Raw genomic sequence first — 14352 nt, forward strand, 5'->3', positions numbered from 1 at the left:
TTCTGTTCGTGTTCCGCCGTGGAACGGGTTCGCCGGCGCCAGAATGAGCGATTGCCTTGTAGAAACATGGTCGCGTTATGTAGTCAACCTTAATAACGAAATTTTCTGCGACGGAGCTTTTGCCGCCCGCCCACCATGGATATAGTCAGCGTCATGACCGCAAACCCACAATCGCTGAAGGCGCTGCTGATGCTGAAAGCGCGGGATGGCGCGCAAGTCGGCGCTGCCCGTATCCATCTGTTGCGTACCATTGGCGAGCTCGGTTCGATCACGGCCGCGGCCAAGGCGGTCGGTCTTAGCTATAAAGGGGCATGGGACGCGGTACAGGCGCTCAATAACCTGTCGGCCCATGCTCTGGTTGTTGCCCAGACCGGCGGCAGCCGTGGCGGCGCGGCCCAGGTCACGTCCAGGGGACTGGCCCTTATCGCCGCCTATGACCGGCTCGAGACACTGCTCGAATCCTGCGCCAGCCGGATCGATGACGTGCTGGACGAGACCGGCGTATCGGTCGACGATATGATGAGGAGCCTGACCATGAAGACATCCGCCCGCAATGCCTGGTCCGGCGTGGTCACCCAGGTTGTCGATGGCGCGGTCAATGCCGAGATTATCCTGCGCCTTTCCGAAGGCATGGACCTCGTGGCCATTGTTACCCGCGAGAGCGTCGAAGCGCTGGGCCTCGTTCCAGGCAGAGCCGCCACAGCCCTGGTCAAGTCGAGTTTCGTCCTGCTGGCGGCCGGGCATGCGCCTCTGCCGGTTTCGGCGCGCAACAAATTGCCGGGCGTGGTCAGCGCCATTATCGAGGGCGCGGTCAATGACGAGGTCACTTTACAACTGGCTGGTGGCAAGACCGTAACGGCGGTGGTGACGTCGGGTTCGCGACGCGAACTGGGGCTCGAGATCGGCCAGCCAGCCCAGGCGCTGATCAAGGCGTCGCATATCATCCTGGCGGTGGATTAGGCGTTTTCATCGGGCGCGAAACCGAATAGAAGACGGCGGATTACACAGGAGTACCGTCATGGCCATTGCGCAAAGCGATCTCGAAGCCCGCCTGCATCAGGCCTTCCCCGACGCCGAGGTGACGGTGACCGACCTGGCCGGCGATGGCGATCATTATAAGGCGCGCATCGTGTCGGAAGCCTTCAACAGCCTGCCGCGCGTCCGCCAGCACCAGATGGTCAACCGTGCTTTGGCCGATTTGCTGAGCGGGCCCTTGCATGCCCTGGCGCTGGAGACTGTGGCCAAGGGCTGATTTCTGGTAGCGGGCGGCATGACTGCCAGTGAATGTGCTGATTTTACAGCTATTTTCAACGCGGAAAGCGCCGAAAAGTCGGAAAGACGCGGAAAGGGTGTGGGCGAAAAACCTGCGCCCGAAGGGCATTCATTCTACGATCGTAGTACCATGCATGGAAGACAGCGCTGCGCGCGGTAGAAAACATATCCTGAATTTCTGCGTCTTTCCGACTTTTCGGTGGTTTCCGCGTTGAAAATAGCTGTAAATTCAGGACGTTCCCTAGACATGTAGCCGAACACCGAGGCCGACCCTATACCGACGGCGACGCATCCCGTTTCAGCCGACGCAAGCAAAACGTCGATCGCGCGTGGCGGATGCCCGGGAATTTCAGCAGCCGCTTGCGCAGGAACTGTTCGTAGTCCTCCGTATCCTCGACCGCGGCGATGATGACATAGTCATATTCGCCCGTGGTCAGATAGGCGTCGGTCACCTCGGGCAGTTGCGCCAGGTGGCGTGAAAAGGTCTCGATCTTCTCGTCATCATGCTGGTCGAGATTGACTTCGACTATCACCGACAGCGGACGACCGATCTTTTCCGGGTTGAGCAAAGCGACATAGCCGGCGATCACACCCGACTCTTCCATGCGCTTGATCCGCGACCAGCACGGTGTCTGCGACAACCCGACCTTGTCGGCGATCTCCTGTGTGGTAAGGTGGGCATTCTCGCGCAGCAGGCGAAGAATCCGCCGATCGATTTCATCCAGGCTTGGCGCGGTTTGACTACGTTTCATTGCGTCTTTTTGCTCTGCAGCAGAAAATCTATCTCAATTCTACAACTATCGCAGAAAATCCTTCCCAAGGCCAGAGGTTTGCAAAGGCCACTTTGGAAGCACATTCTCGAAATTCGGGTCTAGTATCTCGGGTAACAATAAAAACCGGCAACAGTAAAACAGGATACAGGTTACATGCGCGCACAGGTGACCCTTGCCGACAAGTACGAATTGGAGTCCGGCCGGGCCTTCATGACCGGTGTCCAGGCCCTGGTTCGCTTGCCCATGCTGATCCGTGAACGCGATCGCAAGGCTGGCCTGAATACGGCGGGTTTCATTTCCGGTTACCGTGGCTCACCGCTCGGCACCTACGACATGCAACTGGCCACGGCGCAAAAGCTGCTCGACGCCCACGATATCGTCGTCCAGCGCGGCATCAACGAAGATCTGGGCGCTACTGCCGTCTGGGGCACCCAGCACGTACCATTGTTTCCGGGCGCCACGAAGGATGGTGTTTTCGGCCTGTGGTACGGCAAGGGACCGGGCGTCGACAGGACCGGCGATGTCTTCAAGCACGCCAATCTGGCCGGCACCTCGGCCTATGGCGGTGTCCTGGCCCTGGCCGGCGACGACCATAGCTGCAAATCCTCGACCCTGGCCAACCAATCTGAATTCGCCTTCCTCGATGCCGAAATGCCGACCCTGTCGCCGGCGACCATCGACGAGGTCATCGATTTCGGCATGAAGGGCATCGCTCTGTCGCGCTATTCCGGCTGTTGGATCGGGCTGAAGACCATTGCCGACCTGATGGACGCCTCGACCTCGGCCCATATCGATCCGACGCGCTATGTCTCGGTCACGCCCGATTTCGAACTGCCAGAAGGCGGGCTGAATATCCGTCTTAACGATCCGCCCGAAGCCAAGGAAATTCGCCACCGCCATTTCCGCCTGCCGGCCGCCCAGGCCTTTGCCCGCGTCAACGGCATCGACCGCGTGATCAAGGACAGCGCCCGCCCGCGTTTCGGCATCGCCGCCTCGGGCAAGGGCTTCCTGCATGTGCTCGACGCCCTGCGCCTGCTCGGTATCGGCGACGCGGAAGCGGCCGAACTGGGCCTGCGCCTGTGGAAGGTCGGCATGGTATGGCCGCTCGACCCGCAGGCGGCGACCGACTTCGCCGATGGACTGGAGACCGTCCTGGTCGTCGAAGAACGCCGCAACCTGATCGAATACCAACTTCGTGACGTGCTTTATGGCCTGCCCGACGGCCGCCGCCCGCGCATCGTCGGCAAGCTCGACGTCCGGGGTGCGCCGCTGGTCCGCGATACGCTCGACCTCGACACCACCCACGTTGCGCTGTGCCTGTTCGAAGCCCTTCCGGACGCTGCCCGCACGCCCGAACGCGCGGCAAAGGTCGCTCAGTTCCGCCAGGAAGCCCAGGCGCGCGACAATGTCGTGCCGCTGCATACGCGCAAACCCTTCTTCTGCGCCGGCTGTCCGCACAACACTTCGACGACCGTGCCCGAAGGCTCGCGCGCCACGGCGGGCATTGGTTGCCACTACATGGTCCAGTTCATGCCGAACCGGAATTCCGAAATCTGCACCCATATGGGCGGCGAGGGCGTGACCTGGGTCGGCCAGGCGCCATTCACCGAGGAAAACCACATCTTCGCCAATCTCGGCGACGGCACCTACTTCCATTCCGGCCTGCTGGCCATCCGCCAGTCGGTCGCCGCCAAGGTCAATATCACCTACAAGATCCTGTATAATGACGCGGTCGCCATGACCGGCGGCCAGCACGTCGACGGCGTGCTGCATCCCGTCACCGTCGCCCAGCAGGTGGCGGCCGAGGGCGTCAAGACGATCATGATGGTGTCGGATCATCCCGATCGCTGGCGCGGTCACCCTAAGATGCCGGCGAAGGTCAGCTTCTATCACCGCGATGACATGGCGGTGGCCGAGGAAGAACTGCGCAACACGCCGGGCACGACAGTCATGATCTACGACCAGATGTGCGCCACGGAACTGCGCCGCCGCCGCAAGCGCGGCCTGGCGCCCAAGGCCAAGCAACGCATCTTCATCAACAGCGCCGTTTGCGAAGGCTGCGGCGATTGTTCGGCCAAGTCGAACTGTATCGCTGTTGGGCCGAAGGAAACGGAACTGGGCCGCAAGCGCGAGATCGACCAGTCGGCGTGCAATATCGATACCTCCTGCGTCAAGGGGTTCTGCCCCAGCTTCGTGTCGCTGGATGGCGCGCAACTGAAGAAGGTGGCGGTCGCCGACGTCGATACGCTTATTTCCGATTTACCCGAAATCACCCCGCCCCAGCTGTCGCGCGAACCTTATAATGTGCTGCTGACCGGTATCGGCGGGCTGGGCGTTACTTCGCTTAGCGCCATGATCGGCATGGCGGCCCATATCGACGCCATCGAGGTTCTGTGCGTCGACCAGATCGGCCTGGCGCAACGCGGCGGCGCCGTCGATGCCCATATCCGTCTGGCAGCACCCGGCGTCGACCTGCCGGGCGGGCGTATTCCCCTGGCCGAGGCCGACGTGCTGATCGCCGCCGATATGGTCACTGCCCACGGTAAGGCCTGCCTGCCGCTGATGAGCCCGACACGGACGGCTGGCTTTATCAGCGACGCCATGACGCCGACCGCCGAATTCACCCTCAACACCGAAACGCGTTTCGACTCCTTGAGCATGATGCGCAAGGTAAGAATGGCGACACACAGCCTGACGCCGTTCGACGCGGCGGGCTTGTCGCGGACCTATCTCGGTGACGCCGTCTACACTATCATGGTCGTGCTGGGCGCCGCCTGGCAGGCTGGTACCGTGCCTCTGAGCCGCGCCGCCATCGAACGCGCCATCGAGTTGAACGGCGCCGAGGTCAAGGCCAATCTGCGCGCCTTTGCCCTGGGCCGCGCCTATGTCGCCGGCCGCCTGGCGTCGCGCGAAACTACGCAAAAGCCGGAAATGGCGTTTGATCTCGACAGCTTTGTCGCTGCGCGCATGGCGGACCTGACAGCCTACCAGGACGAGACCTATGCCCGTGACTACAAGGCCCTGGTCGAGATCGCCCGCAAGGCCGAGGTCCGCGTCGGGGGTGATGGCGCCTTTGTCGAGGCCGTGGCGCGTTATGGCTATAAGCTGAAGGCCTATAAGGACGAATACGAGGTGGCGCGTCTCTATCTCGATCCGGCCTTCCGCGCGTCCTTGGCGGCGCAGTTCGAAAACCCGGATAAGATCAGCATCTTCCTGGCGCCGCCGATCTTCGGCGAAAAAGACCAGCACACCGGTCTTCCGAAAAAGCGGAAGTTCGGCCCGTGGATATTCAAGGCCTTCGGCGTCCTGCAGGCCCTGAAGGGCCTGCGCGGTACGGCGCTCGACATCTTCGGTTATTCGGATGAGCGCCGCATGGAGCGCAGGCTGATCGTCGACTATGCGCAGTTGATCAACCGCCTGGCGCGCGATCTGGCGCCGCATAACCTGGCCCAGGCCGTGGCCCTGACCCGCCTGCCGGAAGATATCCGCGGCTTCGGCCATATCAAGAAGGCCAATTACGACAAGGCCATGGTGAAATGGGTCGAGTTGCTGGCGCAGTTCGAAACGGCCCAGCCCGAAGCACCGGCGCCGGCCTTCAAAATTAATAAAGTACGGAACACCAAGGAGAGCGTTCATGTTTGATCACCCCGATTACGACGGCCACGAAAAGGTAATGATGGTAGAGGATGCGGCCAGTGGCCTGCGCGCCATCATCGCCGTCCATTCGACGGCCCTTGGGTCGGCCGCCGGCGGTTGCCGCCTGTGGAGCTACGCGTCGGCGGGTGACGCCATGACCGACGCCCTGCGCTTGTCGCGCGGCATGTCGTTCAAGAACGCCATGGCCAACCTCCCCATGGGCGGCGGCAAGGCGGTAATTCTCGGACCCGTCGCTTCTGAAAAGCGTGAAGCGGTTCTGGAAGCCTTCGGCCGCGCGGTCGACAGCCTGAACGGCCAGTATATCACCGCCGAAGACGTGGGGGTGTCGGTCGCCGACATGCAGATCGTTTCACGCACCACGCGCTATGTCAGCGGCATTTGCGCTTCGGCCGGCAAATCGGGCGGAGATCCGTCGCCCTTTACGGCGCGCGGCGTACGCGTTGGCATCGAGTCAGCGGTGCGCGCCCATCTCGGCCGTCCGGAACTGGCCGGCCTGACCGTCGCTGTCCAGGGCCTGGGCCATGTCGGCATGTATCTGTGCGAAGAACTGTATGCCTGCGGCGCCAACCTGGTCGTGGCCGATATCAATCCAGCGCGCGTGTCGGAAGCGCAGGCGCGCTTTGGCGCCCTTGGCGTCTCGATCGACGATATCCTGACCCAGCCTGTCGACGTCGTGGCGCCCTGTGCGCTGGGTGGCACGATCAGCGAATACGCCGCACGTTATATCCGGGCGGGCATTATCGCCGGCGCTGCCAATAACCAGCTGGCGACCGAAGAAGCCGGGCGCATCCTGGGCGAACGCGGCATTCTGTACGCGCCCGACTACGTCATCAATGCCGGTGGCATCATCATGGTCAATGGCGAGATCTCGGGCGATAACGACGCCGACCTGATCCGCAGCCGCGTCGATGCGATCGGTCCGCGCCTTGACGCCATCTTTGCCCGGGCAAAAAGCGAAAATGTGATCACAAATGAGGTTGCTGATTCGATGGCGCGGGATAAACTCAACGCCGCCCGGCTGGCCCGCATTCGCGTGGCTGCATAAACCTCAGAGATAATATGCGCGATATCCACCACTTCATCAACGGCGTTGCTGTGCCCGGCACGTCTGGTCGTTTCGGCGACGTCTACGATCCGAATACCGGCAAGGTCCAGGCGCGCGTTGCCCTGGCCTCGGCCGCCGAGGTCGATGCCGCCATCCAGAAGGCGGTCAAGGCGCAGCTCGGCTGGGCGGCGATGAATCCGCAACGCCGCGCCCGCGTCATGTTCGCTTTCAAGGCCCTGCTCGAAAAGCACATGGACGAATTGGCCGTTCTGCTGTCCAGCGAGCACGGCAAGGTCGTCGCCGACTCGAAAGGCGATATCCAGCGCGGTCTCGAAGTGGTGGAATTCGCCTGTGGCATCCCGCATCTGCTGAAGGGCGCCTATACCGAAGGGGCAGGGCCCGGCATCGACGTCTATTCGATGCGCCAGCCCCTGGGCGTTGTCGCCGGTATCACGCCGTTCAACTTTCCGGCCATGATACCGATGTGGATGTCGGCCGTGGCCCTGGCCTGCGGCAATGCCTTTATCCTCAAGCCGTCGGAAAAGGACCCCAGCGTCCCGGTGCGCCTGGGCGAACTGCTGATCGAGGCGGGCCTGCCCGAAGGCGTTTTCCAGGTCGTCCATGGCGACAAGGAAGCCGTCGATACCCTGCTGACCCATCCCGACATCCGGGCGATCAGCTTTGTCGGCTCGTCGGACATCGCGCAATATGTCTATTCGACCGGCACGGCCCACGGCAAACGCGTCCAGGCGATGGGCGGGGCGAAGAACCACGGCATCATCATGCCCGACGCCGACCTCGACCAGGTGGTAAAGGACATTGTCGGCGCGGCCTATGGTTCCGCCGGGGAACGCTGCATGGCCTTGCCGGTGGCGGTACCGGTCGGCGCCAAAACGGCCGACGCCTTTATCGAGCGGATGATCGACGCGGCGCGCGGATTGAAGGTCGGGGTTTCGACAGATGCGGAGGCCCACTACGGACCGGTCATCTCGGCAGCGCATAAGGCCAAGGTCGAATCCTATATCCAGATGGGTGTCGACGAAGGCGCCGAGCTCAAGCTTGACGGCCGCGGTTTGAAGCTGCAGGGCCACGAAGACGGCTATTTCATCGGGCCGACCCTGTTCGATCACGTTACGCCCGCCATGAAGTCCTATCAGGACGAGATCTTCGGCCCGGTGCTGCAGGTCGTGCGCGCCGAGACCCTGGAAGAGGCGGCGGCCCTGCCGTCACAGCATGCCTATGGCAATGGCGTCGCCATCTTTACCCGCAATGGCCTGGCGGCCCGCGAATTCGTCGCCAAGGTCAATGTCGGCATGGTCGGCGTCAACGTGCCGATCCCCGTGCCCGTCGCCTATCACAGCTTCGGCGGCTGGAAACGCTCGGCCTTTGGCGACACCAACCAGTATGGCGAGGACGGCGTGCGCTTCTACACCAAGGTCAAGACGGTGACCCAGCGCTGGCCTGATGGTGATATCGGCGACCAGGCGTTTATCATTCCGACAATGGCCTGAGGCGGATATGGAAACACTGACCTTCGAACAAAAAGGCCGGGTGGCGGTCGTCACCCTCAATCGCCCCGACAGCCTGAATGCGTTGAACGCCCAGATCATGACCGAGCTATCGGGGTTGATCTGCGAGATCGACCGCAATCGCGAGATCGCGGTCACCGTCCTGACAGGGGCGGGCAGGGCGTTTGCCGCCGGCGCCGACATCAAGGAAATGGCCGACAAGTCGGTGTCGGACATGTATCTCAACGACTATTTCGCCGGTTGGGACGCTTTTGCCGCCTGCCGCAAGCCGGTGATCGCCGCAGTCAATGGCTTTGCTCTCGGGGGAGGCTGCGAACTGGCCCTGATGTGCGACATGATCATTGCGTCCGACAAGGCAAAGTTCGGCCAGCCCGAAATCAAGCTGGGCGTCACGCCGGGCATGGGCGGCTCGATCCGCCTGACCAAGGCGATCGGCAAGGCGCGGGCCATGGACCTGATCCTGACCGGGCGGATGATCGATGCGGCCGAGGCAGATAAGATCGGCCTGGTCAGCCGCGTTGTGCCGCATGACGACTTGTTGACAGTCGCCATGGAGGCGGCCAATACGATTTCCGGCTATGGCCTTCCGTCGATCCTGGCCGCCAAGGAGATGGTGTCGCGGGCGTTGGAACTGCCGACGACCGAAGGCGTGCGTTTCGAGCGCCGGCTGTTCATGTCGCTGTTCGCCACCGAAGATCAGAAGGAAGGCATGGCGGCCTTTGCGGAGAAGCGGCCAGCCAACTTCAAGGACAAGTAGTCTGGGAAAGCGCGGATTATTGTCTTCTTCCCGCCTGCGGGGAGAAGGTGGCCGAAGGCCGGATGAGGGGCTTCCTGATTACATCGGAGCCCCGGACTTCGACGGCAGGCCCCTCAGGCTCGCCGCCCCGCGCCTTCCCTCTCCCCGTAAACGGGAAGAGGGAATAAAAAACAGGACCAGGAAATGCCACTTAACGACGACCAATTGATGATCCAGGAGGCGGCGCAGCGCTTCGCCTATGACAAGCTGCGCCCCAATGCCGGCCACTGGGATGAAACCAAGACCTTCCCGGTCGACGTCATGCGCGAAGCCGCCAGCCTGGGCTTTGCCGCCATCTATACCGGCGAACAGCACGGTGGCACCGGCATGACGCGCCTCGACGGCGTGCTGATCTTCGAACAGCTGTCGCGCGGCTGTATCGCCACGGCAGCCTTCCTGTCGATCCACAATATGTGCACCTGGATGATCGACGCCTTCGGTTCCGAAGAGCTGCGCGCCGCCCATGTGCCGTCACTGGTGACCATGGACGCCATCGCTAGTTACTGCCTGACCGAGCCCGGCTCCGGCTCCGACGCCGCAGCCATGAAGACTCGTGCGGTCAGGGAGGGTGACTTCTACGTTCTCAACGGCTCGAAACAGTTTATTTCCGGCGCCGGCGTTTCGGACATCTATGTCGTCATGGCCAGGCACGACGACGCCATTTCAGCCTTTGTGGTGCCAAAGGACACGCCCGGCCTGTCGTTCGGCGCCAATGAAAAGAAGATGGGCTGGAACGCCCAGCCGACGCGCCAGGTCACGTTCGACAATGTTCGCATCGCGGCGGAAAACCTGCTCGGGACCCCAGGTTCCGGCTTCAAATACGCCATGAAGGGCCTTGACGGCGGTAGATTGAACATCGCCGCCTGTTCATTAGGGGGAGCCCAGGATGCGCTCGATCGGGCTTTTGCTTACGCCTCCGAGCGTTCACAGTTCGGCCGGCATCTCAACGAGTTCCAGGTCACCCAGTTCAAGCTGGCCGACATGGAAACCGAACTGTGTGCCGCGCGCAGTATGCTCTACGAAGCCGCCGCCCGTCTGGATACCGGCACTGCCGACGCCACGCGCTGGTGCGCCATGGCCAAGCGCTTCGTCACCGACACCGGTTCAAAGATCGCCAATGACGCCCTGCAGATCCACGGCGGCTACGGCTATCTGCATGACTATGGCGTCGAACGAATCGTCCGCGATCTGCGGGTGCATCAGATCCTCGAAGGCACCAACGAGATCATGCGCGTCATCATCGCCCGCGATATGCTGAAGGCCGTATCGTGAGCGAGGTCCTTGTCCGCGTCGAAAACGGCGTCGGCCGCCTGACGCTGAACCGGCCCCAGGCTCTGCACGCCCTGACGACCGCCATGTGCGCCACCATGAGCGAGGCACTGGCGGTCTGGGCGGGCGATCCGGCTATTCGCATGGTGATGATCGATCACACCGAAGGCACACGCGGTTTTTGCGCCGGCGGTGATATCCGCATGGTCGCCGAAAGCGGGCGTGGAGACGGCAAGGCGGGTGAGGCGTTCTTTGCCGTCGAATATAAACTCAACACCCAGATCAAGCGCTTTCCAAAGCCCTATCTGGCCGTTCTTGACGGCGTGACCATGGGCGGCGGAGTCGGTATCTCGGTCCACGGCTCGTATCGCATCGCGACCGAACATACCCTGTTCGCCATGCCGGAAACAGGTATCGGCCTGTTCCCCGACGTCGGTGGCGGCTGGTTCCTGCCGCGATTGCGTGGGGAACTCGGTACTTGGTTGGCCTTGACCGGCGCGCGTCTGAAGGGCACCGACGTCCTGGCCGCCGGTATTGCGACGCATTTTGTCCCATCAGCCAGCCTGTCCGAAGTGAAACAGCGGATTCTGGCCGGTGACGATGTCGATGCCGTTCTGGCCGAGCTTTCGCAGACGGCCGCCTCGCCGTCCTATGGTGACAATCTCGCCGTGATTAACCAGTGCTTTGCGAAGACGACTGTCAGCGATATTTGTCAGGCGCTTAAAGATAGCAACGATGAATGGGCGACTTCACAAGCCGATATCCTCGATACGCGCTCGCCCCTGTCCATGGCGGTTTCACTGGCGCAGTTGCGCAAGGGTCGGGCGATGACCTCGTTTGAAGAGGTGATGCGTATGGAATATCGCATCGCCTGTCGCATCATCCGTACGAACGACTTTTCCGAAGGGGTGCGCGCGGTCATCGAGGATAAGGACAATGCCCCGCGCTGGCAGCCAGCCAGCGTCGCTGATATCACACCGGCCATGATCGATGCCACGTTCGAACCGCTCGAATCTGAATTAGAACTATCGTAAAACGGAGCCTGTCATGAAGATCGCTTTTATCGGACTGGGCCACATGGGTTCCGGTATGGCGGCCAATTTGGTCAAGGCCGGCCATGACGTCCACGCTTTCGACATCAGCCACGAAGCCATAGCCCAGGCCGTGACCGACGGCGCGGTCGCGGCGGCCTCCCTGACCGATGCCTGCCGAGACGCCGAGGCGGTAGTGACCATGCTGCCGGCCGGGCAACATGTGCTGTCGGTGTATGGCAATGTCTTTGCGGCGGCGCCGCAGAATGCCATTCTGATCGATTGTTCAACCATTGATGTCGACACCGCCCGCAAGGTCGCAACCCAGGCGGACGATCGAGGCTTCGCCATGGTTGACGCGCCGGTGTCGGGCGGCGTCGCCGGAGCGCAGAGTGGCACCCTGACCTTTATGTGCGGCGGCACGGTCGATGGCTTTGCGCGCGCCGAACCGATCCTCGCCAGGATGGGCAAGGCCGTCATCCATGCCGGGGCGGCGGGCGCAGGTCAGGCGGCCAAGATCTGCAACAACATGCTTCTGGCCATCACCATGATCGGCACCTGCGAAGCCTTCGCCCTCGCCGAAAAGCTGGGGCTGGACGACCAGGTGTTTTTCGACATCGCGTCCAAGGCGTCGGGACAAAGCTGGTCGATGACCAGCTATTGTCCGGTGCCAGGCCCTGTGCCGACGTCGCCGGCCAATCGCGACTATCAGCCGGGCTTTGCCGCGGCCCTGATGCTGAAGGACCTGACCCTGGCCATGCAGGCCGCCGGACGGGCGGGGGCCGATACGCCATTGGGCGCCAAGGCGCACGCCCTCTACGACGCCCTGTGCGCCCAGGGCCACGCTGGTCGGGACTTCTCGTACATGATTGATCGTATCCGCCGCGGGGCGTAAGAGACATCCGTATAAGCAAAAAGGCCAGTCCTCCACCGCTTGCGGTGGAGGACTGACTTTTTTAGAGCAACATTGACGGTTGCATGTCACGCTTTCCAAACAATAGGCGTCACCAAAACTCTACAACCTGCGGTACATGACCAGCAGGTCGACATAGCCATCGATCGGATGGTGGAAAGCTTCGGGCAAACGGCCGACGATATCGAAGCCGAAACGCTGCCACAGGGCTACTGCGCGGACATTGGTCGCCACCACGGAATTGAACTGCATGGTGCGAAAGCCCTGGGCCCGCGCTGTGTCCAGGGCATGCTGGCACATGGCTGAGGCCACACCACGCCCGATGGCAGCGGGCGCTGTCATGAAGCCGCAATTGGCGACGTGGCTGCCGCCGCCCATACGGTTTGGGCCCAGGAAATAGTTGCCGAGAATCTCGCCGGCGACTTCCGCGACATAGACCTGGTGCGGGGCGGCGAACCAGTAGTCCAGCGCCTGCGCGCGCGTCCAGTCGCGGGGCAGGGTATAGGTCTCTCCCGCGGCCAGCACGGGTTCGATGATGGCCCACAGGGCATCATGGTCCAGGGCGGTCGCCGGGCGGATTTGCAGGTCAGATGACATACATATCGACATACGCATGGACCGGTATGGCTTCAAGCAGGGATTGGTCCAGGCTGACCTTCAAGATGGCGTCCTGTTGCTTCTTGGGGAAGCGGCGCTTGAGGTTGGTGACGAACTTGGCTTCGAGGAGGGGGATGCCGTCCTCCCGGCGCAGGCGGTGGCCAATCGGATACTCGACCTTGATCTCATCCAGGACGGTGCCGTCCTTCAGTTCGATCGTCATGGCATTGGCGATCGAGCGCTTGTCCGGGTCATGGTAATCCTGAGTAAATTCAGGTGATTCGACGCAATATATAATGTCGCGCAAGACGTCGATGCGCGGATCGTTGGCGACGACATCTTCGTAGTCGGCGGCGGTCAGGCGGCCGAAGATCAGCGGCACGGCGACCATATACTGGATGCAGTGGTCGCGGTCTGCCGGGTTGTTGAGCGGGCCCTTCTTGTCGATAATGCGAATACAGGCCTCGTGCGTGCGGATCGTCACCTTGGCGATATCCGCGACGGACTTGCCCATAGCGGCCAGCTTCCCGTGCAGGGTCATGGCGGCTTCGACGGCGGTCTGGCTGTGGAATTCGGCCGGGAAGCTGATCTTGAACAGCACGTTTTCCATGACATAGCTGCCGTAGGGGCGCTGGAACCTGAACGGCTGGCCCTTGAACAGGACGTCGTAAAAGCCCCAGGTCTTGGCGGACAGGACCGACGGGTAGCCCATCTCGCCCTTCTGCGCCATCAGGGCCAGGCGCACCGCTCGCGAGGTGGCATCGCCGGCTGCCCATGACTTACGCGAGCCCGTATTGGGCGAGTGGCGGTAGGTTCTCAATGATTGACCGTCAACCCAGGCCAGGCTAACAGCATTGATAATTTCGTCGCGGTCGAGGCCAAGCATCTGGGCGACGACGGCGGTCGAGGCGACCTTCACCAGGACGACGTGGTCGAGGCCGACCTTGTTGAAACTGTTCTCAAGCGCGATGCAGCCCTGAATTTCATGGGCCTTGATCATGGCGGTCAGGACGTCGCGCATGAGGAGCGGAGGTCTGCCGGCGGCCACGGCGTTGCGCGACAGCCAGTCGGCGACGGCGAGGATGCCGCCCAGGTTATCGGACGGGTGGCCCCATTCCGCTGCCAGCCATGTGTCATTGAAATCGAGCCAACGGATCATGGCCCCGATATTGAAGGCGGCCTGGATGGGGTCGAGCTGGAACTGGGTTCCGGGAACCTTGGCGCCGTTGGGCACGATGGTGCCGGGAACGATGGGGCCGAGATGCATGGCACAGGCCGGATAGTCGAGGGCTTCCAGGCCACAGCCCAGGGTGTCGATCAGGCACGAGCGCGCGGTCGAATAGGCCAGTTCCGAGGTGACCTCATAGTTCAGGACATAGTCGACAATGTCGGTCAGGACGGCATCGGGTTCGGGGCGGACATTGGAAATATGGGCAGACATCGGGGTGCTTTCTGGAAACGCCTGAGACG

General features: G+C 62.2%; 12 protein-coding genes. 9 read left to right on the forward strand and 3 right to left on the reverse strand.

Going from position 1 to position 14352, the window contains the following annotated elements; all coding sequences use genetic code 11:
- Positions 1 to 153 precede the first annotated feature (153 nt).
- Complete coding sequence (locus AC1DXO_RS24045) at positions 154 to 960, forward strand: TOBE domain-containing protein (protein WP_476980747.1); 807 nt, start codon at positions 154 to 156, stop codon at positions 958 to 960.
- A gap of 58 nt (positions 961 to 1018) precedes the next feature.
- Positions 1019 to 1252, forward strand: coding sequence for a BolA/IbaG family iron-sulfur metabolism protein (locus AC1DXO_RS24050; protein ID WP_476980748.1), 234 nt, complete (start codon positions 1019 to 1021; stop codon positions 1250 to 1252).
- A 292-nt stretch (positions 1253 to 1544) separates the two neighbouring features.
- Here the strand turns inward: AC1DXO_RS24050 and AC1DXO_RS24055 are convergent, their stop codons facing one another.
- Positions 1545 to 2024, reverse strand: a complete 480-nt coding sequence (locus AC1DXO_RS24055) for an Lrp/AsnC family transcriptional regulator (RefSeq protein ID WP_476980749.1) — start codon at positions 2022 to 2024, stop codon at positions 1545 to 1547.
- A gap of 174 nt (positions 2025 to 2198) precedes the next feature.
- On the opposite strand from AC1DXO_RS24055, the gene AC1DXO_RS24060 reads away from it, so the two are divergent.
- From AC1DXO_RS24060 to mmsB, 7 genes are all read left to right on the forward strand, one after another.
- Positions 2199 to 5687 carry an indolepyruvate ferredoxin oxidoreductase family protein gene (locus AC1DXO_RS24060; RefSeq protein ID WP_476980750.1) on the forward strand — a complete coding sequence of 1163 codons (3489 nt, stop codon included), beginning with the start codon at positions 2199 to 2201 and terminating at the stop codon, positions 5685 to 5687.
- On the forward strand, positions 5680 to 6747 hold the full coding sequence (locus AC1DXO_RS24065; RefSeq protein ID WP_476980751.1) for a Glu/Leu/Phe/Val family dehydrogenase: 1068 nt from the start codon (positions 5680 to 5682) through the stop codon (positions 6745 to 6747). Before AC1DXO_RS24060 ends, AC1DXO_RS24065 begins: the two co-directional genes overlap by 8 nt.
- Positions 6748 to 6761: 14 nt before the next feature.
- Positions 6762 to 8258: a CoA-acylating methylmalonate-semialdehyde dehydrogenase gene (locus AC1DXO_RS24070; protein ID WP_476980752.1), complete on the forward strand. Its 1497-nt coding sequence runs from the start codon at positions 6762 to 6764 to the stop codon at positions 8256 to 8258.
- 7 nt (positions 8259 to 8265) lie between these two features.
- The gene (locus tag AC1DXO_RS24075; protein ID WP_476980753.1) at positions 8266 to 9033 is read left to right on the forward strand and encodes an enoyl-CoA hydratase-related protein; all 768 of its coding nucleotides are present in this window, start codon (positions 8266 to 8268) and stop codon (positions 9031 to 9033) included.
- A gap of 183 nt (positions 9034 to 9216) precedes the next feature.
- Positions 9217 to 10344 (forward strand): acyl-CoA dehydrogenase family protein, encoded by a 1128-nt coding sequence (locus tag AC1DXO_RS24080; protein WP_476980754.1) that lies wholly within the window; start codon positions 9217 to 9219, stop codon positions 10342 to 10344.
- A complete protein-coding gene (locus AC1DXO_RS24085; RefSeq protein WP_476980755.1) occupies positions 10341 to 11375 on the forward strand; it encodes an enoyl-CoA hydratase/isomerase family protein in 1035 nt (344 codons plus the stop codon). The genes AC1DXO_RS24080 and AC1DXO_RS24085 overlap by 4 nt, the downstream gene beginning before the upstream one ends.
- 13 nt (positions 11376 to 11388) lie before the next feature.
- A complete protein-coding gene (mmsB, locus tag AC1DXO_RS24090; RefSeq protein WP_476980756.1) occupies positions 11389 to 12267 on the forward strand; it encodes a 3-hydroxyisobutyrate dehydrogenase in 879 nt (292 codons plus the stop codon).
- A gap of 120 nt (positions 12268 to 12387) precedes the next feature.
- Here mmsB and AC1DXO_RS24095 read toward each other — a convergent pair whose 3' ends face one another.
- Both AC1DXO_RS24095 and AC1DXO_RS24100 read right to left on the reverse strand, forming a co-directional pair.
- Positions 12388 to 12882, reverse strand: coding sequence for an N-acetyltransferase family protein (locus AC1DXO_RS24095; protein ID WP_476980757.1), 495 nt, complete (start codon positions 12880 to 12882; stop codon positions 12388 to 12390).
- A complete protein-coding gene (locus AC1DXO_RS24100; RefSeq protein WP_476980758.1) occupies positions 12872 to 14323 on the reverse strand; it encodes a bifunctional 2-methylcitrate dehydratase/aconitate hydratase in 1452 nt (483 codons plus the stop codon). Before AC1DXO_RS24100 ends, AC1DXO_RS24095 begins: the two co-directional genes overlap by 11 nt.
- Positions 14324 to 14352: the final 29 nt, after the last annotated feature.

It is taken from the genome of Asticcacaulis sp. P2_C5 (assembly GCF_056404555.1).

Excerpts from the sequence above, each read along its gene's own strand:
- AC1DXO_RS24045 (WP_476980747.1), top strand. The coding sequence starts at position 154 with ATGACCGCAAACCCACAATCGCTGAAGGCGCTGCTGATGCTGAAAGCG.
- AC1DXO_RS24050 (WP_476980748.1), top strand. The coding sequence starts at position 1,019 with ATGGCCATTGCGCAAAGCGATCTCGAAGCCCGCCTGCATCAGGCCTTC.
- AC1DXO_RS24055 (WP_476980749.1), bottom strand. The coding sequence starts at position 2,024 with ATGAAACGTAGTCAAACCGCGCCAAGCCTGGATGAAATCGATCGGCGG.
- AC1DXO_RS24060 (WP_476980750.1), top strand. The coding sequence starts at position 2,199 with ATGCGCGCACAGGTGACCCTTGCCGACAAGTACGAATTGGAGTCCGGC.
- AC1DXO_RS24065 (WP_476980751.1), top strand. The coding sequence starts at position 5,680 with ATGTTTGATCACCCCGATTACGACGGCCACGAAAAGGTAATGATGGTA.
- AC1DXO_RS24070 (WP_476980752.1), top strand. The coding sequence starts at position 6,762 with ATGCGCGATATCCACCACTTCATCAACGGCGTTGCTGTGCCCGGCACG.
- AC1DXO_RS24075 (WP_476980753.1), top strand. The coding sequence starts at position 8,266 with ATGGAAACACTGACCTTCGAACAAAAAGGCCGGGTGGCGGTCGTCACC.
- AC1DXO_RS24080 (WP_476980754.1), top strand. The coding sequence starts at position 9,217 with ATGCCACTTAACGACGACCAATTGATGATCCAGGAGGCGGCGCAGCGC.
- mmsB (WP_476980756.1), top strand. The coding sequence starts at position 11,389 with ATGAAGATCGCTTTTATCGGACTGGGCCACATGGGTTCCGGTATGGCG.
- AC1DXO_RS24095 (WP_476980757.1), bottom strand. The coding sequence starts at position 12,882 with ATGTCATCTGACCTGCAAATCCGCCCGGCGACCGCCCTGGACCATGAT.
- AC1DXO_RS24100 (WP_476980758.1), bottom strand. The coding sequence starts at position 14,323 with ATGTCTGCCCATATTTCCAATGTCCGCCCCGAACCCGATGCCGTCCTG.